The organism is Eikenella sp. NML070372, from assembly GCF_001648415.1.
Lineage (GTDB): Bacteria > Pseudomonadota > Gammaproteobacteria > Burkholderiales > Neisseriaceae > Eikenella > Eikenella exigua.
Window position 1 is genome coordinate 749,864 of the sequence record NZ_LXSN01000004.1, and the last position, 24,817, is coordinate 774,680.

The window sequence follows — 24,817 nt, forward strand, 5'->3', positions numbered from 1 at the left end:
CTCCGTAGGCAGTGAATTGCTTTAGCTATAACATTAAAAGACTACCTGAAAACCCAATACTTGCCTCTCACAAAATACAAAACAGCCTCTATTCCAACTGAACGGAGGCTGTTTCTATACAAACAAAATTACACTTTAGCAGCCGCAGCCACTTCAGCAGCGTAATCCACTTCTTTTTTCTCGATACCGTCGCCTACTTTGAAGCGGACGAAGTTTACGATCTCAGTACCCTGTTGTTTCAGGAACTGCTCAACAGTCTGATCAGGGTTCATCACGAAGGGTTGACCCAGCAGCGTTACTTCGGCCAAGAATTTCTTCACGCGGCCTTCCACCATTTTGGCGGCGATTTCGGCGGGCTTGCCGGAAGCAATAGCCTGCTCGGTATAGATGTGGCGCTCTTTAGCCACCACTTCGGGATCAACCTGCTCGGCAGAGATGCATTGCGGCTTAGAAGCCACGATGTGCATGCCAACGTGGCGGGCAGTAGTCTCATCGCCTTTGTATTCCACCAGTACGCCTTCAGTGGCGGCAGCACCGTGGATGTAGGTGGTGAGGCTGTTGGCAGCTTCGATGATTTCAAAGCGGCGTACAAAAATGTTTTCGCCCAATTTGGCAATCACAGCTTTGCGCCCACCTTCCACCAACTCGGCCAGAGCTTCAACCGTGGCCGGTTTTTTCTCAGCAGCAGTTTTGGCTACGGATTGAGCAAAGGCGATGAAGCCGGTGTCTTTGGCCACGAAGTCGGTTTCGCAGTTCACTTCCACCAAAGCGCCAACTTTGCCTTCAATAGCATAAGCCAACACGCCTTCGGCAGCGGTACGGCCGGCCAGTTTGCTGGCCTTGGCGCCGGATTTAATACGCAGGATTTCTTCAGCTTTGGCCATGTCACCATCGGCTTCCACCAGGGCTTTTTTGCATTCCATCATGCCCAAGCCAGTGGCAGCACGCAGATCAGCAACCATTTTTGCGGTAATTGCAGACATTATTTACTCCTGTTTTATTGAGAAACGCGGCCGGATGCCGCGCTTGGATAAATTGAAGGCTACCTGAAAGGCCGGATTTGGCGTCCGCTTGTTGAAACGGTGTCTTCAGGTAGCCTCATGCGGTATCAGCTTAGGCAGATTCGGCTTCGTCAGCAGCAGCCTGTTGTGCAGCGGCTACGGTTTCAGCCAAGGCCTGGTTTTTGCCTTCCAATACGGCATCGGCGATACCGCGGCAGTACAGGCGGATGGCTTTGGCGGAGTCGTCGTTACCGGGGATAACGTGTTTCACGCCTTCCGGATCGTTATTGGTATCCACCACGCCGATTACCGGAATACCCAGTTTGCCTGCTTCGGTCAGCGTACCTTTCTGGTAGCCGGTGTCAATCACGAAAATGGCGTCGGGCAGGCCTTTCATGTTTTTGATGCCGCCGAGTGAGCGTTCCAGCTTTTCCACTTCGCGTTGAATGGTGAGCAGTTCTTTTTTGTTGTAACCGCTGGCTTCGGCATTTTCCAGAATGGCAGCTTTTTCTTCCAAGCGTTTGATAGACTGCTTAACGGTTTTGTAGTTGGTCAGCATGCCGCCCAACCAGCGGTGGTCCACATAGGGCATACCGGCACGGGTGGCTTCTTCGCGCACGATGTCGCGGGCTTGGCGCTTGGTGCCGACAAACAGGATGGTGCCTTTGTTGGCAGCCAAACGGCGAACGGCGTCTTGCGCTTCCTGGAACAGGGGCAGGGTTTTTTCCAAGTTTATGATATGGATTTTGTTGCGGGCGCCGAAAATGTATTGTTCCATTTTCGGGTTCCAGTAACGGGTCTGATGACCGAAGTGAACACCTGCTTCCAACATCTGGCGCATAGTAATTTGAGACATTTATTTTCCTTACAAAGGGTTATAGCAAACATCAATGCACACAGAATCTCAAAACTTCAAAACTGAGACACCCTTTGGTGCAAGATGCGAGCGTTACGTTAAGATAAAAAAAGAAACAGCTTTCAAAACGAAAGCTGTGGGATTATAGGAGAAAAGTGTTATTTTGGCAAGGTTCCCCTACCCTGTTTTTCTTCCTGCTTGAGGCGTTTGTTGCGCAAACGGATATAAGCCACCCAAAACGCAAACAGTGTGGGTAAAATCTCCACACCACCAAATAAATCAGCATCCGCGCCAACGATGGCTGCGCAAGGGCAAACATCAGGGTAACAAAGATATAGCCGATAAAAACAATGTGCCACATGGCGTCTTCCCAATAGGGCTACCTGAAACCGAATGGATATTTTCAGGTAGCCTCAAGCCTACTGCTACGGCAGTTGATATTCCTGCCCGTCGGCAGTGAGAAGTTTGGGCTGGCAGTTATCGTTGATCACCGTTTCATCGATCACTACGGTTTTTACTTGGTCTTTAATATCCGGCAGTCGGAACATGGTTTCCAACAGTGCGCGCTCCACAATCGAACGCAGGCCGCGCGCACCGGTTTTACGCTGCATGGCAAGTTTGGCGATACTGCGTAAGGCAGACGGCTGCACCTTCAGCTCCACCCCTTCCATTTCAAATAGCGTTTGATATTGTTTCACCAAGGCATTTTTCGGCTCGGTCAGGATGTTGATCAGAGCTTCTTCATCCAATTCGGCCAGTGTGGCAATCACCGGTAAACGGCCGATCAGCTCGGGAATCAGGCCGAATTTAATCAAATCTTCCGGTTCAACAATTTCAAACAGCTCAGTAACATCGGCATCTTCGTCTTTGCTGTGCACCAAAGCGCCGAAGCCGATACCGCCCTTTTCCGTACGCTGGCGAATAACCTTTTCCAAGCCGGCAAACGCGCCGCCGCAGATGAACAGGATATTGGTGGTATCCACCTGAATAAAATCCTGATTCGGGTGCTTGCGTCCACCCTGCGGCGGCACGGACGCCACCGTGCCTTCAATCAGTTTCAACAAAGCCTGTTGCACACCCTCGCCGGATACATCGCGGGTAATCGAAGGGTTGTCGCTCTTACGGGAAATCTTGTCGATTTCATCAATATAAACAATCCCTTTTTGCGCCTTTTCCACATTAAAATCGCAATTACCCAAGAGCTTGGTAATAATCTGCTCCACGTCTTCGCCCACATAGCCGGCTTCGGTAAGCGTGGTGGCATCGGCCATAACAAACGGCACATCCAAACGCCGTGCCAAACTTTGCGCCAGCAGGGTTTTGCCCGAGCCGGTGGGGCCGATGAGCAAAATGTTGGATTTGGCCAACTCCACATTATCGCCCTCTTTCGGATGGCGCAAGCGTTTGTAGTGGTTGTACACCGCTACCGCCAGCACCTTTTTAGCCTGTTCTTGGCCGATAACGTGCTGGTTCAAATTGCTGACGATTTCAGCCGGCGTGGGCAATCTGTCTTCACCCGAATGCGTTTCGCCTGCCGCTGCTCCCTCGCTGTGGATCATGTGGCTACAGGTATCGATACACTCGTTGCAAATCAAGGCATTATCGCCTTCAATCAGGTTTTTTATTTCGTTTTCCGATTTGCCGCAGAAAGAACAGTATCGGGTTTCGTTGCTCATTTGGTGTGATTCCGCAATGTAATGTGTTGCGCCGTAATGAAGATAGCGAAATATGAAAGTATATAGGGGAATCCTGCGCACATCAACGCAGACACTGCCACCATCAGTGCTATATCCCAATTATTATCTTCATAGCAAAACCTGCTCTTTACAAAAATTCTTTTACACTATCTAGGGTTTACAAACTTGTATTTTTTATCCACAATAAGCAAGTTTTTATTTTTACCGTTAAAACAGATATTTGCCTGCTGCAACAGTAAACCGCCTGATGGCATTGGAACACAACAGACTGATAGGTAACAAAATTGTTTGCAATTAAAAAGACTTGGCTGATTTTGGCCACCGGATTGAGCCTGGCCTTGGCCAGCCTGCCCGCCGCCGCGCAAGACGACATCGATGTGCTTGGCCAGTTCCTTGAACAAAACCTGCCTGTGCAAGACGACCCGCTTGGCACTTTCCTCAGCAGCCGTCCGGCTGAACGGGTGGAAGCCCAGGCTGCCGTGGCCGGGCCGATGCTCACTTCGCAATCCGCACTGATTATGAATGGCCGCAGCGGCGAGATCCTGTATCAAAAAGGTATCGACCAAGTTCGTCCCATCGCCTCCATTTCCAAACTGATGGCTGCCATGGTGGTGCTGGATGCCCGCCAAAACATGAATGAAACCCTGGAAATCACCGAAGCCGAAATCGACCGCCTCAAAGGCACCGGCAGCCGTCTTTCCGTGGGTACCACCCTCACCCGTCGCGAAATGCTGCATTTAGGCCTGATGAGCAGCGAAAACCGTGCCATCCACGCCCTTGCCCGCAACTATCCTGGCGGCCTGCCTGCTTTCATGAGCGCCATGAACCGCAAAGCGCAGAGCCTCGGCATGCAGCAGACCCGCTTCTACGATCCCACTGGCCTCGATTTCCGCAATGTATCTACCGCGCGTGATTTGAGCCTGATGGTGCGTGCCGCCCACGAATACCCGCTTATCCGCCAATTTTCCACTTCCAATTCCGGCTCTGCCCAAACCAGCAACGGCCGCGTACAGCAATACCGCAACTCCAACGCCTTGGTGCGCGAAGGCTCATGGAATATCTCCTTGCAGAAAACCGGCTACATCCGCGAAAGCGGCCGCTCCATGGTGCTGTATGCCAACGTGCAGCGCCAGCCGCTGATTATCGTGCTGCTCAATTCCCCCTCGCCCACCACTCGCGTAAACGATGCACGCGCGATTCAAAACTGGGTGAACAGCCGCGAAATTTAAGCCTAATCAGCTTTTTGCATACGCAATATAAAGACTACCTGAAAGCATCCGTTTCAATGAAGTTAAAATGGTTTTTTGATGTTTTTCAGCCTGCTATGTTTTTTCAGGTAGCCCGATAAAGGCTCGGTAGGCGGCAGAAAATTCATCGGCATGGCTTAAAAACGGAATATGCGCCGCCTTTTCAATCAGCAGCAGGCGGCTGTTGGGCAGACTGCGGTGCAGGTATTCGCCCATACGCGGCGGGGTGATGCCGTCTTTGCCGCCGAACACGAGCAACACGGGGCACTGTACCTGCGGCAGCAAGGCGCGGGCATCGGTGCGCAGCACGGTATCCAGCGCGGCTTGCAGGCCGGGCGGTACGCCGTGGCGGATGATTTCCGGCAACACTTCGTCGGCCAGATGGGCGCGTTCGGGGATATGCAAAAATTGCAGCTGCAAAAACTGGCGCATATATTTGGCAAAATCTTGGACAAACAGCGGTATCATCTTGTCCAGAGCAGGTTTGGCCAAACCCTCGGGATAATCCAGCGTGGCGGTGAGGCGAGCGAAACTGGCGGTAAGGCACAGGCTGCGCACTTTTTCGGGATGACGAGCAGCCATATGCAGCGCCACCAGCCCGCCGAGCGACCAGCCGAGCAGGTGTGCAGGTTCGCTCAACTGTGCCGCCAGCGAGTCGGCTACGGCGGCCACGTCGAACGTGCCGTCAAACCCAGCCGTGCCGTGGCCGGGCAAATCGGGCGCGGCAACGCGGCATTCGGGTAAGCTTGCAGCTAGCAGGTCGAAAATATGGTGGTTGGCCGCCCAACCGTGCAACAGCATAACATCTACGGAATCAGACATATGGCGCTTTCAACTTGGTTAGTTGGGCAGTGGCAGCGTTTTAGCTCCGCAGAAACTCGCTTCGCTCGTTTTAAGGCAGCCTCCAGCCAGGGTAAACGCTGCGTATTATGCCATGAATTATCCGGCAGCCAGGCATTGTGCGGCGGCTGCACGGCGGATTTGCACTGCCTGCGGCTGGATGCGCGCCGCCGCTGCCCGTTGTGCGCCGGTGTTTCCGCTTCCGGCCTGCCGTGCGGCCGCTGCCAACGCAAACCGCCGCCGCAAACCTTGCTGCACGCTGCCTTCGCCTACCGGCCGCCGCTGAGCAACCTGCTGTATGCCTATAAATTCCTCGGCCGCAACGATTTATATGCCGCCTTAGCCGAGCTGATGCTGGCCAAGCCGCCCGCGTGGCCGGCTGAACCTGATTTGGTAATGGCCATGCCTTTGAGCGTGCGGCGGCTGCACAAACGTGGTTTCAACCAGAGTTTGTTGCTAGCCGAATCGGTAGCTAAACACTTGAATCTTCCGCTATTACCGCCGTTTGTGGCAACCCGCTCTCACCGCCCCGCGCAAAGCACTCTGCCCCGAAATGAGCGCACCAAAAACGTGCATGGCATTTTTCAGGTAGCCTCGGCAGCGGATGTAAAGAACCGTCATGTGCTGTTAATCGACGATGTTGTTACCAGCGGTGCAACAATCGGCGAACTTGCCCGAACTTTGCAGCGGGCGGGGGCTGCAGCGGTTTATGGCTGGGTGCTCGCCCGCGCCGAATGAAAAGATAATTGACGTAGTTACCCTGCTGCGGCATCATGCCGCGCATCGTCCCAACGGCTGGTTTGTTGCAAATCAGCCTTATTTGTTTGAATTTCGCTGCATATCGCTTCATGTTCAGCATTGTTTTATACCAACCCGAAATCCCGCCCAACACCGGCAACATCATCCGTCTGTGCGCTAACAGCGGCGCTGATTTGCATTTGGTGAAGCCATTGGGTTTCCCGTTGGATTCAGCCAAAATGAAGCGTGCCGGGCTCGATTATCACGAATTTGCCCGTATCAGCCTGCACGAAACCTTTGAAGACTGCCTTGCCGCCTTGGAGGGTCAACGCATTTTCGCACTCACCACCAAAGGCTGCACCCGACCCGACCAAGCCGAATTCCAGCCAGGCGATGTTTTCCTGTTCGGCCCCGAAACCCGCGGTTTGCCGGCAGCAATCCTCGAAAGGCTACTTGAAAACCAAAAATTGCGCCTGCCCATGCTGCCCGGCAGCCGTAGCATGAACCTTTCCAATACAGTGGCTGTGATGCTGTATGAAGCATGGCGGCAAAACGGCTACCAAGGCGGTATCTAACCGCCAACAACCCCATCCACTCAAGAAACGGAGTCTGTTTTGGCTAAATTGAAAAACGCCTTCTTTATCGGCATCACTGCCGCTATCGGTCTGTGTACCGCCCTGATTAACACCGCCGCTGCCGAGCCCAAAGCCGCAACGGCCAAGCCCGCCGCCCGGCAGCAATACCACAGCCGCGGCAGCATTCATTTAAACGCCGTCGCCAAACCCGAACGGCTACACCAATCCGCCAACCGCAGCTACCAAGTACGTGGTGTGCGCTACACCCCGATGACCAATGTGCGCCAATTCACTCAAACAGGCCGCGCATCTTGGTATGGCCGCCAATTCCACGGCCGACTCACCGCTTCCGGCGAGCGTTACGACATGAACCTCATGACCGCCGCCCACAAAACCCTGCCCATCCCCAGCTATGCCCGCGTAACCAACCTTTCCAACGGCAAAAGCGTAGTGGTGCGCATTAACGACCGCGGCCCCTTCCACAGCAGCCGCGTAATCGACGTATCCCAATCTGCCGCCCGCCAGCTCGGCTTCATCAATGCCGGCACCGCCAACGTGCGCATCGAACAAATCCTGCCCGGCCAGGCACGCGCCGAGGCCGGAAACCAACAGCCCGCCGCCAAACCAGCCGGCAATATTTATGTGGACTTGCGCCGCTTCGACCAGCGCAAAGCCGCCTACGACTACGTAGTGCAAACCACCACCCGCCTGCGCCACGCCAACAACACCAGCCAACAGGTATTCATGGTGCCGCAGCGCAACGGCGGCTTCCTCGTCCGTATGGGCCCGTTCACCCACCAAGACAAGGCCGAACAAACCAAGGCTGCGGTTACTACCGAACTGTAATCGCCAACTATCGGCAAACAGGCTACCTGAAAACGCAGCGCAGCGGAGTTTCTGCGAAGCTAACTTTTCAGGTAGCCTATTTCTTATCTACCCCCATTCAAAATAACCTAATCAAGAACAATTCTTGCCTTGCCAAACCATTCGGCTTATGGTTAAATGTTACGGTATAACATTTGAAAGGCTGTTTATGAAACCCAATATCCACCCCGAAAACTACCGCACCGTCCTGTTCTTTGACAGTAGTGCCAACGAAGGCTGGCTCATCCGCTCCTGCGCCCCCACCAACAACACCATGCAATGGAAAGACGGCAAAGAATACCCCGTATTTATGCTCGATACCTCTGCTGCCTCCCACCCCGTTTACACCGGGCAGCAACGCGAGCACAGCAAACAAGGTCGCGCCAGTGCATTCAACCAACGCTACGGCAGCATGATGTCTGCCCTAAAAAAGGATAACTGAAATGCAAGTCCTCTCCTCTCTCAAAACCGCCAAAACCCGCCACCGCGACTGCCAAGTGGTGCGCCGTCGGGGTAAAGTGTACGTGATTTGCAAAAGCAATCCCCGCTTCAAGGCTCGGCAGCGTTAAGCTGGATTTCAACTAAACAATAGGCTACCTGAAAGCCATTTCCGCGAAGCCAGCACCTCTTTCGACAACGCCCATTTTCCGATTCCGATTCAACACGCATAGACCGTTGCCGAATCTAAGGTTTCTTGCAAACCAGGCGTTGGCTTCGCGGAAATGGCTTTCAGGTAGCCTTTCTGTTCCCACTGTGAAACCCAATCATGCCGTGGCATCAAACCAGCCAATACCCTGTCAATAAATTCAACCCCTTCCCGCAAAGCCCTCGTTTATTCCACCGCAAACGCGTATAATGCGCCACTTTTACTAAGTCATTCCTACGGGATAGGCATGAGCGAGCAAACACCGTCAGAAAGCAGCGGCATCGGCAAAGCCATCAAGCGCTACCTGATTACCGGCCTCCTAGTCTGGCTACCCATCACCATCACCCTGTGGGTGGTAACCTACATCGTTTCCACCACCGACCACCTCTTCAACCTGCTGCCCACCCAATGGCAGCCGGAGAGCTACCTCGGCTTCAACATCCCCGGCCTCGGCTTCATCCTGGCCATCGTTGTGCTGTTCGTAACCGGCGTGCTCGGCGCCAATGTGCTCGGGCGCAAAGTGATCGAAGGCTGGGATTCACTCCTGGGGCGGATCCCTGTGGTGAAATCCATCTATTCCAGCGTGAAAAAAGTGTCCGAGAGCCTGCTCTCCGACAACAGCCGCTCGTTCAAAACCCCCGTGCTCGTGCCGTTTCCGCAGCCCGATATTTGGACGATTGCCTTCGTATCCGGCAGCCTTTCCGAAGCATTGCAGCAAGGGCTACCTGAAAACGAAGAATACCTCTCCGTATACGTGCCCACCACGCCCAACCCCACCGGCGGCTACTATATCTTCGTGCGCAAACAAGACATCCGCCCCTTGGCCATGAGCGTGGACGAAGCGTTGAAATATGTGATTTCGCTGGGCATGGTGGCACCGGATGAACATAAAAACGGCAAATTAGCTGCTCCAATCAAGCTGCTCGAGCCTACCGAATGATTTTTCAGGTAGCCCCTCCAATTCCAAAGGCTACCTGAAAACCCCGCAAACCTTTACAATTACCCTTTATCGTTTAACAAAACACTTTTCAGGAAACACCGAAATGCGTACCAACTACTGCGGCCTAATCAGCGAGCAATACTTAGACCAAACCGTAACCGTCAAAGGCTGGGTGCACCGCCGGCGCGACCACGGCGGCGTGATTTTTATCGACCTGCGCGACCGTGAAGGCATCGTCCAAGTCGTCATCGACCCCGATACGCCCGAAGCGTTCAAACTGGCCGATTCCGCCCGCAACGAATATGTTTTGAGCATCACCGGCCGCGTGCGCAACCGCCCCGAAGGCACCACCAACGACAAAATGGTGTCCGGCAAAATCGAGATTTTGGCCAAAGAAATCGAAATCCTGAACCCCGCCGCCACGCCGCCGTTCATGATTGACGACGAAAACATCAGCGAAACCGTGCGCCTGCAAAACCGCGTCATCGACCTGCGTCGCCCCGTGATGCAGCGCAACCTGCGCCTGCGTTATCAGGTAGCCATGGGCGTGCGCCGCTATTTGGATGCGCAGGGCTTCATCGACATCGAAACGCCGATGCTGACCCGCTCCACCCCCGAAGGCGCGCGCGACTACCTCGTACCCAGCCGTGTGCATCCGGGTGAATTTTTCGCGCTGCCACAATCACCGCAGTTGTTCAAACAATTGCTGATGGTGGCCGGTTTCGACCGCTACTACCAAATCACCAAATGCTTCCGCGACGAAGATTTGCGTGCCGACCGCCAGCCCGAATTCACCCAAATCGACTTGGAAACCTCGTTCCTGAACGAGGATGAAATCATGGACATCACCGAAGGCATGGCCAAACAAGTGTTCAAAGACACACTGGGCGTGGAACTGGGCGACTTCCCGCGTATGCCCTATTCCGAAGCCATGCTCTACTACGGCTCCGACAAGCCCGATATGCGCATCAACCTGCAATTCACCGAGCTGATCGATTTGATGAAAACGGAAGAGTTCAAAGTGTTCCGTGCCGCCGCCGACATGAAGGGCGGCCGCGTGGTGGCCCTGCGCGTGCCGAATGGTGCGAAACTCAGCCGCAAGGAAATCGACGAATACACTCAATTTGTCGGCATCTACGGTGCGAAAGGCTTGGCATACATCAAAGTGAACGATGTAACCAATTTGAGCAATGGAGAAAACAGCGGTTTGCAGTCGCCCATCGTTAAATTCCTGTCTGAAAGCAGCCTGCAGGAAATCATCAAGCGCACCGACGCGCAAAACGGCGATATCATCTTCTTCGGCGCAGACAAAGCCAAAGTGGTGAACGAAGCCATCGGTGCATTGCGAATTAAAATTGGCAAAGAGCACGGCGCGGAAAACGGTTACTTCGTGGATGAGTGGAAACCGCTGTGGGTGGTGGATTTCCCCATGTTCGAATACGACGAGGAAAACGACCGCTGGGCCGCTATGCACCACCCATTCACTTCGCCCAAACCCGGTCACGAAGACCTGATGGAATCCGACCCTGAAAACTGCTTGGCCCGCGCCTACGACATGGTGCTCAACGGCTGGGAAATCGGCGGCGGCTCCATCCGTATCCACCGCGCCGACATTCAGGAAAAAGTGTTTGCCGCGCTGAAAATCACGCCTGAAGAGCAGCAAAACAAATTCGGCTTTCTGCTGGATAACCTGAAATTTGGCGCGCCACCACATGGCGGTTTGGCATTCGGCCTCGACCGTTTGGTGGCCTTGATGGCTCAAGCCGAATCCATCCGCGATGTGATTGCCTTCCCAAAAACGCAACGCGCACAAGACCTGCTGGTGGACGCACCCAACCATGTGGACGAACTCCAACTGCGCGAGCTGCACCTGCGCTTGCGCCAGAAGCAGACCGAGCAGAAAGAAGCGTAAACTGCCAAACGCACAGCCTGAAAACACCGCAGTTTTCAGGCTGTGTTTTATCCTGAACCATAGTGCTTGCCGCTGCACTTTCGGGATAGCTACAGCAATGATGGCTATATATAGTGAATTAACAAAAATCAGGACAAGGCGGCGAGCCGCAGACAGTACAGATAGTACGGCAAGGCGAGACAACGCTGTACAGGTTTTTGTTAATTCACTATACCAAGCAAACCAGCACCACAGGAAAAATTAATACTTTGGCTATGGTGCTCGCTTAGAGTACAATAACCACAGCAAACTACTGTTATATAAAATATTAACCCCCAAACTATGAAATGCCCCTTCTGCCACCATAACAACACCCAAGTCATCGACTCCCGGCTGATGGAAGAACAAAACAGCATCCGCCGCCGCCGCCGCTGCGCCGCCTGTGACCGCCGCTTCAGCACCTACGAAACCGTAGAGCTGCGGATGCCGCAGATTATCAAGAACAATGGCGAGCGCGTTATGTTCGATCCGCTCAAACTGCAAACCAGCCTGCAACGCGCCCTGCACAAACGCCCTATTTCCGCCGAAGCCATCGAACACACCGTGCACGAAATCGAAGAGTGCCTGTATAAAACCGGCAGCAAAGAAGTACCCTCCCGCCTGATCGGCGAATTGGTGATGGAGCGGCTTGCCAAGCTCGACCAAGTGGCCTATGTGCGCTTCGCCTCCGTGTATAAAAGCTTTAAAGACGTGGCCGAATTTACCCGCACCGTAGCCGGGCTGGAACGCACCGACCCTTCCTAAGCCGAGCAAAATCCTGCAAACCCGCTGCGCCATGCAGCCCGTTTTGCTATACTGCGCTCCGTTTACGTTTACTGACTCCAAGGAAAACCCATGAACCGCTCCCGCACATCCCTCCTCCTGCTTGCCTTTTCAGGTAGCCTCTTGTTAGCCGGCTGCAACCAGCAGGCCGAAACCTCCGTGGTTACCCCCAGCGCCAGCGAAGTAGCCGCTGCCTCCGCAACCGCCGCAGCATCTGCCGCCGCACAAAACCCCAGCCAAACTCTGGCTACCGAAGACGGCGTCATCAGCCTCACCGTAAACGGCCGTTTTGAAGACAAATTGGCCGAAGCCGCCCAATATGTCGATGGCGCCGACAGCAACAAACCCAGCCTGCTGCAATACGACGCCAACCAAGACATCACCATCACCGTCAGCAACTTCGGCGCGCCCAAGCAGCCAGCCGAAGCCTACTTCGCCAAACTGAGCGAAAGCCTGAAAGCCGACCAAAGCCTGAAAGACACCGCCGTGGATACGCCTGCCGACCAGCGCATGGGCTACCGCTTCAGCCACGGCCAAGACGATAACGTGCTCAACGAAAGCTGCGTGGCCGTGTATGCCAAAAACCTCTACACCGTCTGCGCCGCCAGCAGCACCGCCTCCCTTCCCGAGCTGGATGCTTTGCTGAAAAACCTCACGGTAAAACAATAAGCCATACCAAATTCGTCAAGCTGCTCAAGTTTGGCGAATTTTGCTTACCCGGCACGGCAAGTTTTCAGGTAGCCCTTTCAAACACGATGGCTACCTGAAAATTCATCTCCGACGAATTTAAAACGAGCTCATGCAGCTTGCTACGCAGCCAACACCCAGCCTGCCATTTTCAGCATGGCATAGTTGATAATACCTGCTCAGCCTATGTGCTTAAGGCTACCTGAAAGCCTCAACCGATTTTCAGGTAGCCTCTGCATCCCACAAACTGCGCTATACTGCCCCATCAGCTCCTCATGCCTCCACCATGCTTACCGACACCCACTGCCACCTCGCTGACTCCGCACTTGCCTGCCGGCTACCTGAAATCACTACTGCAGCCCATGCCGCAGGAGTGCAGCGTTTTATTGTGCCGTCGGTTACCGAAGCGGATTTCGATGTCGTCTGCCGGCTGCATGCCCCACCCAAATATTATGGCGCGCTTGGCCTGCACCCGTGGTTTGCCGAAAGCTTCCAACCCAGTTTAATTAGCCGCATCGCCGATCGCTTGCAAGCGCAGCCGGGGCTGCTGGTGGGCGAAATCGGGCTGGATTACTATGGCGATCGCAAGCAGACCCGCGCCGCACAAACCGCCGCCCTGCTCGCCCAGCTCGACTTAGCGCAGCAATTTGGCCGCCCTGTGCTGCTGCACCATGTGCGCGCCGCAGCCGATGTGGTTGCCGCACTCAAGCACAGCGGTTTCCGCAGCGGCGGCATTGCCCATGCGTTTTCAGGTAGCCTCGAAGAAGCCCGCGCCTTTATCCGCTGCGGCCTGCTTATCGGCATCGGCACGCTGGTGCTCAACCCGAATGCCCGCAAAGTGCGTACCGCCGCCGCAGAGCTGCCGCTGGAACACTTGGTGCTGGAAACCGACAGCCCGTTTATGCCGATAGCCGGTGCGGGAGAAAACACGCCCGCCAATGTGCGGCAGGTGGCAGAAACCGTGGCGGCCTTGCGCGGCATCAGCACCCAAGAGGTAGCTGCAGCCACCGAGCAAAATGTGAACCGCCTGCTGTCTTTCTCTTAAGTTCAGATGACCGAAATCTCAAGCATCCAAACTTAGAAAATTGATTTGAATAATTGGCCAGAAACCATAAAGCTTGTCCATTTATTACTTTCTGCCAGTTTCGGTGGATAAGACCTCCTGTTTCACACATTCAATCTGTTGATTTAGATACATTCAAAATCAAATCAATCAGGTACATTTTCATTTTTTACCACCATCAGCCAGGCCACAGCGCTTTTCAAATTTTTCAAAAAATCAAGACAATTCAATCATTTAAATCATCCTATCGAAAACAGGGCAAATAGAGTAGAATTCCATACGCGATGGTGGTTTTTCAGAATTATTTTCTACTATCTGTATTGTATTGCGGCAACCACTAAAAGGCTATTTTGCCAAACCAAATCTATATCTCGTTTTTAATCAAACAATTAGGAGTACTTTATGAGTGATTTGAATACCCTGTTTCAACAAATCAAACAGCGTGATCCCGAACAGGCCACCTTCCACCAAGCCGTAGAAGAAGTTTTCGGCAGCCTTGCTCCTTTCCTCTCTAAAAACCCTCAATACACCAAATACAACCTGCTCGCCCGTATCGTGGAGCCAGAGCGCGTGATTATGTTCCGCGTTTCCTGGGTAGACGATAAAGGCCAAGTGCAGGTAAACCGCGGCTACCGCGTGCAAATGAACTCCGCCATTGGCCCCTATAAAGGTGGCCTGCGCTTCCACCCCACCGTAAACCTTGGTGTACTCAAATTCCTGGCCTTCGAACAAGTGTTTAAAAACGGCCTAACCACCCTGCCCATGGGCGGCGGTAAAGGCGGCTCTGATTTCGACCCCAAGGGCAAGAGTGAGGGTGAAGTGATGCGCTTTTGCCAAGCCTTCATGACTGAGCTTGCCCGCCACATCGGCGCCGATCTAGATATACCCGCCGGCGACATCGGCGTGGGCGCACGCGAAATCGGCTACCTCTACGGCCAATACAAACGCGTGCGCAACGAATTCACCTCCGTACTCACCGGCAAAGGCTTAAGCTACGGCGGCAGCCTGATCCGCCCCGAAGCCACCGGCTACGGCACGGTATATTTCACCGAAAGCATGCTCAACACCCGCAAAGACAGCATCAAGGGCAAACGCGTGGTAATCTCCGGATCTGGCAATGTGGCTCAATTCGCTGCCCAAAAAGCCCTGCAGCTGGGCGCAAAAGTGCTCACCGTGTCCGATTCCGGCGGCTTCGTCAAATTTGCCGACGGCGGCATGACCGAAGCCCAATGGCAAGCATTGGCCGAACTGAAAAACGTACGCCGCGAACGCCTTTCCGTGTACGCCAAAGAGCAAGGTTTGGAATACCACGAAAGCAAACGCCCGTGGCACGTGCCCTGCGACGTGGCCCTACCCTGCGCCACCCAGAACGAGCTCAACGGCGAAGAAGCCCAAGCCCTGCTGAAAAACGGCTGCATCTGCGTAGCAGAAGGTGCCAATATGCCCTCCACCCTAAATGCGGTTAAAGCCTTTGTAGACGCGAAAATCCTCTACTCTCCGGGCAAAGCCAGCAACGCCGGCGGTGTGGCCACTTCCGGCCTGGAAATGAGCCAGAACGCCATCCGCCTCTCTTGGAGCAGCGAGGAAGTGGATAAACGCCTGTTTGAGATCATGAGCAACATCCACGAAAACTGTGTGTCTAACGGAACAGAAAACGGCTACACTAACTACGTGAACGGCGCCAACATCGCCGGCTTCAAGAAAGTGGCCGATGCCATGCTGGCTCAAGGCGTGGTGTAAACTAATCTGTAGTAAGTGCCGCCAGCAAACAACACTGTTTCTTATTGTTGGAAACAACGTTGTTTTATTGACTGTATTAAAGATACCCCAAAAGAGACTACCTGAAATTTATACCGTGCTTATCAAGAAGCAAAATTTTTCAGGTAGCCTCATCAATGCATGGTGGATACAACACAGCCTAGCTATTCAATTTTCTGGTAGCCTTCCCACTCCGTTGCATCTTCCACTCAAGCAATCATTCTACTGACTTCAATAGAAATTATTTTTGCTTGGTATAAGTGATTGGTTTAGAAATCCATACACCAGTCCATACACCGCCCGGCCACAAAGCCTTACATTTTGCCACCTTTTTTTTGCCATCGAAATACATTATATTGTGCGAGTTTAACTCGCCAAACACATTATCTTGTGTTGCCTACTCAAAATCAGGATGGGAAAATGAACGATACCGTTAATCTCAAAGTCACCAAGCGCGACGGCCGTTTGGAGCCGATCGACCTCGATAAAATCCACCGCGTCGTTACTTGGGCGGCGCAAGGCCTCGACAACGTATCTGTGTCGCAAGTCGAGCTTAAATCCCATATCCAGTTTTACAACGGCATCCGTACCGACGACATCCACGAAACCATCATCAAAGCTGCTGCCGACCTGATTTCTGAAGACACGCCCGACTATCAATACCTGGCAGCCCGTCTCGCTATTTTCCATCTGCGCAAAATCGCCTACGGCCAATACGAGCCGCCGCACCTATTCGACCACGTCAGCAAGCTGACCGCCGAAGGCAAATACGACCGCCATATCCTCGAAGACTACAACCGCGAAGAGTTTGACGAAATCGACGGCTACATCGACCACGCCCGCGATATGACCTTCTCCTATGCCGCCGTTAAGCAGCTGGAAGGCAAATACCTGGTGCAAAACCGCGTTACCCGCCAAATCTACGAAACCCCTCAGTTCCTATACATCTTGGTGGCCATGTGCCTGTTTGCCAAATATCCCAAAGCCACCCGCTTGGATTACGTCAAACGCTTCTATGACGCGGTTTCCCTGTTCAAAATCTCGCTGCCCACCCCCATCATGAGCGGTGTGCGTACCCCCACGCGCCAATTCTCCAGCTGCGTGCTGATCGAATGCGACGACAGCCTGGACTCTATCAACGCCACCACCAGCGCGATTGTGAAATACGTTTCCCAACGCGCCGGTATCGGTATCAACGCCGGCCGCATTCGCGGCTTGGGCAGCGAAATCCGCGGAGGCGAAGCCCAGCACACCGGCTGCATTCCGTTTTTCAAAATGTTCCAAGCCGCCGTTAAATCCTGCTCCCAAGGCGGCGTGCGCGGCGGTGCGGCCACCCTGTTCTACCCGCTGTGGCACATCGAAGTGGAAAGCCTGTTGGTATTGAAAAACAACCGCGGCGTGGAAGATAACCGTGTGCGCCAGCTCGACTACGGCGTCCAAATCAACCGCCTGCTCTACACCCGCCTGATCAAAGGCGGCAACATCACCCTGTTCTCGCCCAACGAAGTACCCGGCCTGTACGACGCCTTCTTCGCCGACCAAGACGAATTCGAGCGTCTGTATGTGCAATACGAGCAAGACCCGGCCATCCGCAAACGCGTGGTGCCCGCCACCGAGCTGTTCTCCACCCTGATGCAGGAACGCGCCGGTACCGGCCGCATCTACATCCACAACGTAGACCACAGCAATACCCACAGCCCGTTTGATCCCGCCGTGGCTCCCGTGCGCCAGTCCAACCTATGCCTGGAAATCGCCCTGCCCACCAAGCCGTTAAACGACATTAACGACGAAAACGGCGAAATCGCCCTCTGCACCCTGTCCGCCTTCAACCTCGGCGCATTGGAAAACCTGGACGAGCTGGAAAACCTTTCCGACCTCGCCGTGCGCGCGCTCGATGCCCTGCTCGACTACCAAGACTACCCCATCCCCGCAGCCCGCAAGGCCACCATGAACCGCCGCACCCTGGGCATCGGCGTGATCAACTACGCCTATTATCTGGCCAAACACGGCGTGCGCTACAGCAACGATTCCGCCCTCGCCCTCACCCACCGCACCTTCGAAGCCATGCAATACTACCTGCTCAAAGCTTCCGTGCAGCTGGCCAAAGAGTACGGCGCCTGCCCCTTGTTCGGCCAAACCATGTACGCCAAAGGCGTGCTGCCCATCGACACCTACAAAAAAGACCTCGACAGCATCTGCAGCGAACCCCTGCACTACGATTGGGAAAAGCTGCGCGCCGAAATCGTCCAGCACGGCCTGCGCAACTCCACCCTCACCGCGCTCATGCCCAGCGAAACCAGCTCGCAAATCGCCAACGCCACCAACGGCATCGAGCCCCCGCGTGGCCTGGTAACGGTAAAAGCTTCCAAAGACGGCATCCTCAAACAAGTTGTTCCCGAATTCGAGCGCCTGAAAAACCAATACGAAACCCTGTGGCAGATGGGCGGCAACGATGGCTACCTGAAATTGGTCGGCATCATGCAGAAATTTGTCGATCAGGCCATTTCCGCCAACACCAGCTACGACCCCAAACGCTTCGACGGCGGCCGCGTACCCATGAAGCAGATGCTCAAAGACCTGCTTACCGCCTACAAATTCGGCCTGAAAACCCTCTACTACCACCACACCCGTGACGGTGCGGACGATACGCAGAGCGATATTCAGGACGACGGCTGCGCAGGCGGGGCTTGTAAGATTTAGTTCGTGATAGAGAGACTACCTGAAATAGGAAATTATTTTTCAGGTAGCCTACTTCCCTCTTCTGGTCTCAACCACAAAGGCTTCTTGAAAAACCTTTTCCACACCTATCACATTATGTTGATTAAATCTGCCGACGATAAAAGCAGCAAGCTGAAGCTGCTCGAGGCCATAGATAAACTGCGGCTCAACAAGCAGCAGCGCGAACAGTTAACCGATAAATTATGGAAACTGCGCACCGGTATCAACGGCGAGAAAGATGCTGCCTTTTACATCGACAACTACCTAAAAGACAGCGAATACTATATAGTCATCCATGACTTGCGGATAGAAATAGACGGAGAAGTTGCGCAAATCGATCATCTATTGATCAACCGCGTTTTTGCCATTTTGTTGGAAACCAAAAACTTCAATGGCAACCTCACTATCAACAAATTCGGCGAATTCACGGTTCAATACCCCAGCGGTAAGAAAAAGGGGATTCCATCCCCTATCGAACAAAGCAAACGGCACGAACGAATCCTATTGAAACTATTCGATCGTATCGGTGTGAAAATGAAAACTGGTCGGCCGTTGGAAGTACACCATGCCGTTCTTGTGTCGCCGCAGTCCATTATCCGCAGGCCAGATAGCAAAGATTTTGATACTTCCTGTGTCATCAAAGCCGATGCTATCCGACAATGGCACGAACAATTCGGCGAAAATAGAGTAGGCGTCGGCTTCGTTCTCAACCATATGTTTGATGCTCTGTTAATCAACAACGAAACCATTCACGAATGGGGGCGGCGCATTGCGGCAGAACACAAGCCGGAAGGATTATTGGAGTATCTGCCCAACTCTATCAAGCCCTTATTGACAAACTGCCACACCTGCGGGCAGGCCATCAGCGAAAATGAAGCATTGCTATGTCTGCATAACCATGAACGCTTCAACGGCAAAATATACTGTCGCGAGCACCAGCAGGCAGCCTTACAACAAAAAGCACCCCCTGCCAGCCACAAATCCGAAACCGAACCCGTACATGATGAATACTGCGAACATTCAGGCTGTCATGAAAAACTCAGCCAGGCAGTCATTCAATATTGCCAAAAGCACAGCAGCCGTTTCGGCGGCAAACTGTATTGCCGCGAACATCAGCAGAGCAACACAACCGACAAAATAAGCAACACCCAAGCCGAGCAAACAGAAACAGAACAAATCCATTGCAACCACCCGGGCTGCGATAAGAAGCTTACCCCGGCAGTTGTCCAATATTGCCAAAAATATTCCAAACGTTTTCACGGTAAACTGTATTGCATGGAACACCAACGTGCCAAAAACCGTACCTAACCCGCCATATTATTTTCAGGTAGCCTGAAGCCCTATATCCTTCACCAATCACATTGCAAAAGAGATCCCGCCATGTCCTGCGAACACCTCGTCATGTCCTACAGCACCTTCAGCAAGGAAAAAAACGACGTCCTCAAAGAGCCGATGTTTTTCGGCCAGCCTGTCAACGTCGCCCGCTACGACCAGCAGAAATACGAAGTATTTGAAAAACTGATTGAAAAGCAGCTTTCCTTCTTCTGGCGGCCGGAAGAGATCGACGTGTCGCGCGACCGCATCGACTACGCCAACCTGCCCGACCACGAAAAACACATCTTCATCAGCAACCTCAAATACCAAACCCTGCTCGATTCCATCCAAGGCCGCAGCCCCAACGTTGCCCTACTGCCCTTGGTGTCTATTCCCGAGCTCGAAACCTGGATTGAAACCTGGAGCTTCAGCGAAACCATCCACTCGCGCAGCTACACCCACATCATCCGCAACATCGTCAACGATCCCTCCGTCGTGTTCGACGACATCGTGCAAAACGAATACATCATCGCCCGCGCCGAAGACATCGCCTGCTACTACGACGACCTCATCGAATACACCCAATATTACAACCTGTTGGGCGAAGGCGAGCACCGCGTCAACGGCAAAACCATTGTGGTGAGCCTGCGCGATTTGAAGAAAAAACTCTACCTCTGCCTGATGTGCGTCAACGTGCTCGAAGCCATCCGCTTCTACGTTTCCTTCGCATGCTCCTTCGCCTTTGCCGAGCGCGAGCTGATGGAAGGCAATGCCAAAATCATCAAACTCATCGCCCGCGACGAAGCCCTGCATCTCACCAGCACCCAGCACATGCTCAACCTCATGCGCAGCGGCACCGACGACCCCGAAATGGCCGAAATCGCCGCCGAGCTGGAAAACGACTGCTTCGAACTCTTCAAAAAAGCCGCCGAACAGGAAAAAGAGTGGGCGGAATACCTCTTCAAAGACGGCAGCATGATCGGCCTGAACAAAGACATCCTGTGCCAATATGTGGAATACATCACCAACCACCGCATGATGGCCGTCGGCCTGAACGCCGCCTTCCCAGCCGCCACGCAAAACCCCATTCCCTGGATCAACGCCTGGCTCTCCTCCGACAACGTTCAGGTAGCCCCGCAAGAAGTGGAAATCTCCTCCTACCTCATCGGCCAAATCGACGCCGAAGTCAGCGCCGACGACTTGGGCGACTTCGAACTGTAAGCCCGCCCGAAACCCAGCCAAAAGGCTACCTGAAAATCGCCAAACTGATTTTCAGGTAGCCTTTGAGCTTGAAACCGCGTGTTAAAATAAAACGGATTATAGTGAATTAAATTTAAACCAGTACAGCGTTGGCTCGCCTTGCCGTACTATTTGTACTGTCTGCGGCTCGCCGCCTTGTCCTGATTTAAATTTAATCCACTATAACATTCGATACCAAGCAGCCTCGTGGCCCATCCACGCACCGCAAAGCAAGCCGACACCGTATTCAGAAATTAAACTGCAATTAATCCATAACCAAACCCAACTACCACACCACCATGCCCACCGCCAGCCAAATCGAAGCCCTCCTGCCGCAAACCCAATGCCGCCAATGTGGCTACGACGGCTGCGCTCCCTATGCCCAAGCCATCGCCCAAGGCCAAGCCCCCATCAACCTCTGCCCGCCCGGCGGCGACATCGTGCTGCACGAGCTTGCCGAGCTGCTGCACACCTCGCCGCTGCCCCTGGCCCAGCCCGAAAAAGCCGCCATCAAAGCCCTGGCCTATATCGATGAAGCCGCCTGCATCGGCTGCACTGCCTGCATCAAAGCCTGCCCCGTCGATGCCATCCTCGGCGCATCCAAACTCATGCACACCGTACTGGCCGACGAATGCACCGGCTGCGGCCTTTGCCTGCCGCCCTGTCCCGTGGACTGCATCGAAATGCAGCCTGTGCCCGATGCCGTATTGCCCCGCGCCGGCGCCCAAGCCCAACCGGAACAAGCCCGATGCGCCGCTGCCGCACACGCCAAACAACGCTTCCAACACCGCGAGCAGCGCCAACAGCGTGCCGCCGCCGAACGCCGAGCCCACCTTGCCCAACGAGCCGCCGCCGTGCAAGCAGCCGCCCAAATGCCCCCATCTGCCCAGCTGGCAGCAACCCCTGCCAAACCAAACAATCCCGCCGCGCCCGCCTTCAACCCGGCCGACCTCATCGCCCGCGCCATGGCCGGCGCCCAAGCCCGGCAAAACCAGCGCACCGTGCCCAGCAATCACGACAGCTTCCGCCAACAACAAATCGCCGCCGCCCAGCAACAAGCCGCCCACCGCCGCGCCCTGAAAAACATCCGCTACGGCAACGAAGCCGAGCAAGCTGCCGCCAAAGACTACCTCCGCCAACGCAAAGCCGAAGAAGAAGCCTAATCCAAAAACTGATCCGTCGTGGCCAGTAAACAAAAACTCGCCGAAAACGGTTTGAACCAGCAGCACAGCAAAAAACTGCACACCACCCTGAGGCAGAAAGAAAACGAATGCCTAAACTGCCTCAACAGCTGAATACTTGATACCGGGCGGGCATGAGCCGCCCGCGGAAACCCAATCCGCCGCCTTATCCCAAACAAAAAGGCTACCTGAAAATCCTACACAGCAATTTTCAAGTAGCCTATTTTGCTTCTTCGGTGCCGGCTTAAGCCGGCCAATTCAACCATATTATTTGCCGGACATCCGATTGATGATCTTCTCGCCACGCAGCTGATGCAGTACCACCATGGCAATGTGCCCGAAGGCCAGCAAAAACAGCAGGTACGCCAGTTTACCGTGTACCGCGTTGCCCAATTGAGTCATCCACTCGATAGGCTGCTCGATTTTATGCATCACCGTGATGCCGAACACTTCCAAATCGCCGCGCGCAGAGCCGTATTGGCGAATCATCGCCACAATCGGCACAGCCGCCATCAACACATACAGCGCGGCATGCCCCAGCTTCATAGCCAAGCTGCCGTGCGGGCGGTTGCGCCAATTTGCCAGCGCCCAAACCAGGCGCAAGGCCACCAAAACCAGCAGAAGGAAGCCCACCGATTTGTGGTAGCTTATCAGGCTGTAGTATTTTTCGTTAATATTCCACATGACCGCCGTGCACAGCATAAAGGCAAACATGGCCGTCATCAGCCAATGGAAAAAACGGCTGAGGGTGCCGTAGTATTGTGGTGTGTCTTTCATTCTTATTTCCTTTTTTAAATTTTTAAAAACCGAAAAGTAGCGAATTATAACGGATTAAATGAACTTTTGATACCAAGCAGCAAGCCGTAGACAATACACGGCTATTTAACGCATGCTGAATTCTGTTTTATGCACCAATAAAGGCTACCTGAAACGCAACGCAGCAAAGTTTCTGCGAAGCTAAATTTTCAGGTAGCCTTTTGATTGCTGGCTTATTTGCCAAACAACGCCGCCACCATCTCGGCCTGCTCTTCGGTGAACGCGGGTTCGCCGAGGCGGGCGGCCACGGTGTATTCGTTGGCAAACTGCCGCTGGGCAGATACCGCCTGCCATTCTTTCAGACGGGCAGTTTTGCCCTGTTTGAGTTTGGCGACAACTACAACTTGCAGAGCGGTTTGTTTGCGGGTAAGCATGACAGAAAATACTGTTTGAATAGCAGGATAGGTTTTTTCAGGTAGCCTTGATTGTGTTTGAGGCTACCTGAAAAACGGATTACTTCGTGAGCAACTCCAAAGCCTCGCGGTATTTGGCTAAGGTCTTTTCGATAACCTCGGCGGGCACGGTGGGGGCGGGAGGTTGTTTGTTCCAGTCGCTTTGTTCGAGCCAGTCGCGGATGAATTGTTTGTCGAACGAGGGCGGGTTGCTGCCGACTTGGTATTGGTCGGCAGGCCAGAAGCGGCTGGAATCGGGAGTAAGCACTTCGTCCATCAGGGTGAGCGTGCCGTTTTCGTCCAGGCCGAATTCGAATTTGGTGTCGCAGATGATGATGCCGCGTGTGCGGGCGTAGTCGGCGGCTTCGCTATAGAGGGCGATGGCTTTGCGGCGCACTTCTTCGGCCAGCTCCCGGCCGATGATGCGGGCGCATTCGTCAAAACCGATGTTGATATCGTGACTGCCCACTGCGGCTTTGGTGGACGGAGTAAAGATGATTTCGGGCAGCTGCTCGGCTTCGCGCAGGTTTTCAGGTAGCCTGATGCCGCACACGGCGCCGGTTTGGCGGTATTCTTTCCAGCCGCTGCCGGCCAAATAACCGCGCACGATGGCTTCGATTTTTAAGGGCTCGAGCCGTTTGGCCACCACGGCGCGTTTTTCCAGAGCGGCTGCTACGTTGTGAGGCAAAACGTCGTATACGGTTTGGCCGGTGAAGTGGTTGAGCATGATGTGCGAGAGCTTGCCGAACCAGAAATTGGAAATCTGAGTGAGGATTTCGCCTTTGCCGGGAATGGGTTCGTTCAAGATCACATCGAAGGCAGAGAGACGGTCGGAGGCAACGATGAGCATGCTGCGGCTGTCGATTTCATACAAATCGCGCACTTTGCCGGAATAGATTTTTTTCAGCGGAATGGTGGTCATGATGGATTATTGGGCGGGTGGTCGGAAAGTTGGTATTTTAGTCCAATTGCCACACGGGAAAAACGGCAGTGTGGAAATATCTTGCCCGAAAGCGGCAAAACAGTTGCCGAACTGCATTTTATACTTGGGAATGCTGCCCGCATCAGCAGGCTACCTGAAAGCCTAAGCTCAACGCGGTTTAGAATGAAACCGAAACGCTTATTTTTCAGGTAGCCTCCCCTTCCATCCCTCACTTAAGGAAACATCATGAGCAATCTGATCATTGAAGACATCGAAACCGGCAGCGGCAAAACCGCCGAAAAAGGTAAGCGGATTTCCGTGCACTACAGCGGCTACCTCACCGACGGCAGCAAATTCGACTCCAGCCTCGACCGCGGACAACCGCTCACCATCATCCTAGGCGTGGGCCAGGTCATCCGCGGCTGGGACGAAGGCTTCGGCGGCATGCGCGAAGGCGGCAAACGCAAGCTCACCATTCCGCCGGAAATGGGCTACGGCGCACGCGGCGCCGGCGGTGTGATTCCGCCGAACGCCACTTTGATTTTTGAAGTGGTATTGCTGAAGGTGCACGATTAAGCGGTTCACCTACTCAAAAGAGAAAAAGGTTACC

General features: G+C 53.9%; 25 protein-coding genes and 1 pseudogene. 18 read left to right on the forward strand and 8 right to left on the reverse strand.

Translation table 11 applies throughout. The annotated features are described in order from the left end of the window. Positions 1–128: 128 nt before the first annotated feature. The 4 genes and pseudogenes from tsf to clpX form a co-directional block, all read right to left on the reverse strand. Positions 129–983 carry a translation elongation factor Ts gene (gene tsf / locus A7P97_RS05400; protein WP_067530702.1) on the reverse strand — a complete coding sequence of 285 codons (855 nt, stop codon included), beginning with the start codon at positions 981–983 and terminating at the stop codon, positions 129–131. Positions 984–1,113: 130 nt separating this feature from the next. Next, entirely contained in the window at positions 1,114–1,857 is a 744-nt protein-coding gene (rpsB, locus tag A7P97_RS05405) for a 30S ribosomal protein S2 (RefSeq protein ID WP_003822732.1), read from the reverse strand. Between the two features lie 158 nt (positions 1,858–2,015). Next, positions 2,016–2,218: pseudogene (locus A7P97_RS10710) on the reverse strand (hypothetical protein). A gap of 64 nt (positions 2,219–2,282) precedes the next feature. Further along, entirely contained in the window at positions 2,283–3,533 is a 1,251-nt protein-coding gene (clpX, locus tag A7P97_RS05410; protein WP_067530703.1) for an ATP-dependent Clp protease ATP-binding subunit ClpX, read from the reverse strand. 305 nt (positions 3,534–3,838) lie between these two features. Between clpX and A7P97_RS05415 the strand changes: the two genes are divergently transcribed. Further along, positions 3,839–4,783 (forward strand): serine hydrolase, encoded by a 945-nt coding sequence (locus tag A7P97_RS05415; RefSeq protein ID WP_067530704.1) that lies wholly within the window; start codon positions 3,839–3,841, stop codon positions 4,781–4,783. Between the two features lie 93 nt (positions 4,784–4,876). On the opposite strand, the gene bioH is transcribed toward A7P97_RS05415, so the two are convergent. Then, entirely contained in the window at positions 4,877–5,623 is a 747-nt protein-coding gene (gene bioH / locus A7P97_RS05420) for a pimeloyl-ACP methyl ester esterase BioH (protein ID WP_067530705.1), read from the reverse strand. Between bioH and A7P97_RS05425 the strand changes: the two genes are divergently transcribed. The 15 genes from A7P97_RS05425 to A7P97_RS05495 all read left to right on the forward strand — a co-directional run bounded on the left by A7P97_RS05425 (position 5,624) and on the right by A7P97_RS05495 (position 22,059). After that, the gene (locus A7P97_RS05425) at positions 5,624–6,379 is read left to right on the forward strand and encodes a ComF family protein (RefSeq protein WP_125080209.1); all 756 of its coding nucleotides are present in this window, start codon (positions 5,624–5,626) and stop codon (positions 6,377–6,379) included. Positions 6,380–6,489: 110 nt separating this feature from the next. Then, a complete protein-coding gene (trmL, locus tag A7P97_RS05430) occupies positions 6,490–6,954 on the forward strand; it encodes a tRNA (uridine(34)/cytosine(34)/5-carboxymethylaminomethyluridine(34)-2'-O)-methyltransferase TrmL (protein ID WP_067530998.1) in 465 nt (154 codons plus the stop codon). A 39-nt stretch (positions 6,955–6,993) separates the two neighbouring features. Continuing rightward, positions 6,994–7,800 carry a septal ring lytic transglycosylase RlpA family protein gene (locus A7P97_RS05435; protein WP_125080208.1) on the forward strand — a complete coding sequence of 269 codons (807 nt, stop codon included), beginning with the start codon at positions 6,994–6,996 and terminating at the stop codon, positions 7,798–7,800. Between the two features lie 187 nt (positions 7,801–7,987). Beyond that, on the forward strand, positions 7,988–8,260 hold the full coding sequence (locus tag A7P97_RS05440) for a type B 50S ribosomal protein L31 (protein WP_023886569.1): 273 nt from the start codon (positions 7,988–7,990) through the stop codon (positions 8,258–8,260). A 1-nt stretch (position 8,261) separates the two neighbouring features. Then, complete coding sequence (ykgO, locus tag A7P97_RS05445) at positions 8,262–8,387, forward strand: type B 50S ribosomal protein L36 (protein WP_003822751.1); 126 nt, start codon at positions 8,262–8,264, stop codon at positions 8,385–8,387. Between the two features lie 324 nt (positions 8,388–8,711). Continuing rightward, positions 8,712–9,404: a DUF502 domain-containing protein gene (locus A7P97_RS05450; RefSeq protein ID WP_067596326.1), complete on the forward strand. Its 693-nt coding sequence runs from the start codon at positions 8,712–8,714 to the stop codon at positions 9,402–9,404. Between the two features lie 103 nt (positions 9,405–9,507). Continuing rightward, the gene (gene aspS / locus A7P97_RS05455; RefSeq protein ID WP_067596327.1) at positions 9,508–11,316 is read left to right on the forward strand and encodes an aspartate--tRNA ligase; all 1,809 of its coding nucleotides are present in this window, start codon (positions 9,508–9,510) and stop codon (positions 11,314–11,316) included. A 321-nt stretch (positions 11,317–11,637) separates the two neighbouring features. After that, entirely contained in the window at positions 11,638–12,099 is a 462-nt protein-coding gene (nrdR, locus tag A7P97_RS05460) for a transcriptional regulator NrdR (protein ID WP_064090028.1), read from the forward strand. A 90-nt stretch (positions 12,100–12,189) separates the two neighbouring features. Then, a complete protein-coding gene (locus A7P97_RS05465) occupies positions 12,190–12,786 on the forward strand; it encodes a hypothetical protein (protein ID WP_067530708.1) in 597 nt (198 codons plus the stop codon). A gap of 304 nt (positions 12,787–13,090) precedes the next feature. After that, positions 13,091–13,849 carry a TatD family hydrolase gene (locus tag A7P97_RS05470; RefSeq protein WP_067530709.1) on the forward strand — a complete coding sequence of 253 codons (759 nt, stop codon included), beginning with the start codon at positions 13,091–13,093 and terminating at the stop codon, positions 13,847–13,849. Between the two features lie 420 nt (positions 13,850–14,269). Then, positions 14,270–15,607: an NADP-specific glutamate dehydrogenase gene (gene gdhA, locus A7P97_RS05475; protein WP_067530710.1), complete on the forward strand. Its 1,338-nt coding sequence runs from the start codon at positions 14,270–14,272 to the stop codon at positions 15,605–15,607. Between the two features lie 438 nt (positions 15,608–16,045). Next, a complete protein-coding gene (gene nrdA, locus A7P97_RS05480) occupies positions 16,046–18,325 on the forward strand; it encodes a class 1a ribonucleoside-diphosphate reductase subunit alpha (protein WP_067530711.1) in 2,280 nt (759 codons plus the stop codon). Between the two features lie 114 nt (positions 18,326–18,439). After that, positions 18,440–19,651, forward strand: coding sequence for a nuclease-related domain-containing protein (locus A7P97_RS05485; protein ID WP_125080205.1), 1,212 nt, complete (start codon positions 18,440–18,442; stop codon positions 19,649–19,651). Positions 19,652–19,744: 93 nt separating this feature from the next. Further along, positions 19,745–20,878, forward strand: a complete 1,134-nt coding sequence (gene nrdB / locus A7P97_RS05490) for a class Ia ribonucleoside-diphosphate reductase subunit beta (RefSeq protein ID WP_035580333.1) — start codon at positions 19,745–19,747, stop codon at positions 20,876–20,878. A gap of 317 nt (positions 20,879–21,195) precedes the next feature. Then, entirely contained in the window at positions 21,196–22,059 is an 864-nt protein-coding gene (locus A7P97_RS05495) for an RnfABCDGE type electron transport complex subunit B (protein WP_067530713.1), read from the forward strand. Between the two features lie 285 nt (positions 22,060–22,344). Here the strand turns inward: A7P97_RS05495 and A7P97_RS05500 are convergent, their stop codons facing one another. The 3 genes from A7P97_RS05500 to A7P97_RS05510 all read right to left on the reverse strand — a co-directional run bounded on the left by A7P97_RS05500 (position 22,345) and on the right by A7P97_RS05510 (position 24,207). After that, positions 22,345–22,854, reverse strand: coding sequence for a cytochrome b (locus tag A7P97_RS05500; RefSeq protein WP_082887612.1), 510 nt, complete (start codon positions 22,852–22,854; stop codon positions 22,345–22,347). A 212-nt stretch (positions 22,855–23,066) separates the two neighbouring features. Continuing rightward, the gene (locus tag A7P97_RS05505; RefSeq protein ID WP_067530714.1) at positions 23,067–23,267 is read right to left on the reverse strand and encodes a cyanate hydratase; all 201 of its coding nucleotides are present in this window, start codon (positions 23,265–23,267) and stop codon (positions 23,067–23,069) included. A 79-nt stretch (positions 23,268–23,346) separates the two neighbouring features. Continuing rightward, positions 23,347–24,207: a phosphoribosylaminoimidazolesuccinocarboxamide synthase gene (locus A7P97_RS05510; RefSeq protein WP_067530715.1), complete on the reverse strand. Its 861-nt coding sequence runs from the start codon at positions 24,205–24,207 to the stop codon at positions 23,347–23,349. Here A7P97_RS05510 and A7P97_RS10125 point away from each other — a divergent pair. Together A7P97_RS10125 and A7P97_RS05515 are read left to right on the forward strand one after the other, a co-directional pair. Next, the gene (locus A7P97_RS10125) at positions 24,206–24,373 is read left to right on the forward strand and encodes a hypothetical protein (RefSeq protein ID WP_156497485.1); all 168 of its coding nucleotides are present in this window, start codon (positions 24,206–24,208) and stop codon (positions 24,371–24,373) included. The two genes, A7P97_RS05510 and A7P97_RS10125, sit on opposite strands and share 2 nt — an antisense overlap. 80 nt (positions 24,374–24,453) lie before the next feature. Further along, the gene (locus A7P97_RS05515) at positions 24,454–24,783 is read left to right on the forward strand and encodes an FKBP-type peptidyl-prolyl cis-trans isomerase (RefSeq protein WP_067530716.1); all 330 of its coding nucleotides are present in this window, start codon (positions 24,454–24,456) and stop codon (positions 24,781–24,783) included. Positions 24,784–24,817: the final 34 nt, after the last annotated feature.

Excerpts from the sequence above, each read along its gene's own strand:
- A7P97_RS05495 (WP_067530713.1), top strand. The coding sequence starts at position 21,196 with ATGCCCACCGCCAGCCAAATCGAAGCCCTCCTGCCGCAAACCCAATGC.
- A7P97_RS05440 (WP_023886569.1), top strand. The coding sequence starts at position 7,988 with ATGAAACCCAATATCCACCCCGAAAACTACCGCACCGTCCTGTTCTTT.
- clpX (WP_067530703.1), bottom strand. The coding sequence starts at position 3,533 with ATGAGCAACGAAACCCGATACTGTTCTTTCTGCGGCAAATCGGAAAAC.
- aspS (WP_067596327.1), top strand. The coding sequence starts at position 9,508 with ATGCGTACCAACTACTGCGGCCTAATCAGCGAGCAATACTTAGACCAA.
- A7P97_RS05510 (WP_067530715.1), bottom strand. The coding sequence starts at position 24,207 with ATGACCACCATTCCGCTGAAAAAAATCTATTCCGGCAAAGTGCGCGAT.
- gdhA (WP_067530710.1), top strand. The coding sequence starts at position 14,270 with ATGAGTGATTTGAATACCCTGTTTCAACAAATCAAACAGCGTGATCCC.
- A7P97_RS05515 (WP_067530716.1), top strand. The coding sequence starts at position 24,454 with ATGAGCAATCTGATCATTGAAGACATCGAAACCGGCAGCGGCAAAACC.
- nrdB (WP_035580333.1), top strand. The coding sequence starts at position 19,745 with ATGTCCTACAGCACCTTCAGCAAGGAAAAAAACGACGTCCTCAAAGAG.
- bioH (WP_067530705.1), bottom strand. The coding sequence starts at position 5,623 with ATGTCTGATTCCGTAGATGTTATGCTGTTGCACGGTTGGGCGGCCAAC.
- trmL (WP_067530998.1), top strand. The coding sequence starts at position 6,490 with ATGTTCAGCATTGTTTTATACCAACCCGAAATCCCGCCCAACACCGGC.
- A7P97_RS05425 (WP_125080209.1), top strand. The coding sequence starts at position 5,624 with ATGGCGCTTTCAACTTGGTTAGTTGGGCAGTGGCAGCGTTTTAGCTCC.
- ykgO (WP_003822751.1), top strand. The coding sequence starts at position 8,262 with ATGCAAGTCCTCTCCTCTCTCAAAACCGCCAAAACCCGCCACCGCGAC.
- A7P97_RS05450 (WP_067596326.1), top strand. The coding sequence starts at position 8,712 with ATGAGCGAGCAAACACCGTCAGAAAGCAGCGGCATCGGCAAAGCCATC.
- A7P97_RS05465 (WP_067530708.1), top strand. The coding sequence starts at position 12,190 with ATGAACCGCTCCCGCACATCCCTCCTCCTGCTTGCCTTTTCAGGTAGC.
- tsf (WP_067530702.1), bottom strand. The coding sequence starts at position 983 with ATGTCTGCAATTACCGCAAAAATGGTTGCTGATCTGCGTGCTGCCACT.
- nrdR (WP_064090028.1), top strand. The coding sequence starts at position 11,638 with ATGAAATGCCCCTTCTGCCACCATAACAACACCCAAGTCATCGACTCC.
- A7P97_RS10125 (WP_156497485.1), top strand. The coding sequence starts at position 24,206 with ATGATGGATTATTGGGCGGGTGGTCGGAAAGTTGGTATTTTAGTCCAA.
- A7P97_RS05485 (WP_125080205.1), top strand. The coding sequence starts at position 18,440 with ATGTTGATTAAATCTGCCGACGATAAAAGCAGCAAGCTGAAGCTGCTC.
- rpsB (WP_003822732.1), bottom strand. The coding sequence starts at position 1,857 with ATGTCTCAAATTACTATGCGCCAGATGTTGGAAGCAGGTGTTCACTTC.
- A7P97_RS05505 (WP_067530714.1), bottom strand. The coding sequence starts at position 23,267 with ATGCTTACCCGCAAACAAACCGCTCTGCAAGTTGTAGTTGTCGCCAAA.
- A7P97_RS05470 (WP_067530709.1), top strand. The coding sequence starts at position 13,091 with ATGCTTACCGACACCCACTGCCACCTCGCTGACTCCGCACTTGCCTGC.
- A7P97_RS05500 (WP_082887612.1), bottom strand. The coding sequence starts at position 22,854 with ATGAAAGACACACCACAATACTACGGCACCCTCAGCCGTTTTTTCCAT.
- nrdA (WP_067530711.1), top strand. The coding sequence starts at position 16,046 with ATGAACGATACCGTTAATCTCAAAGTCACCAAGCGCGACGGCCGTTTG.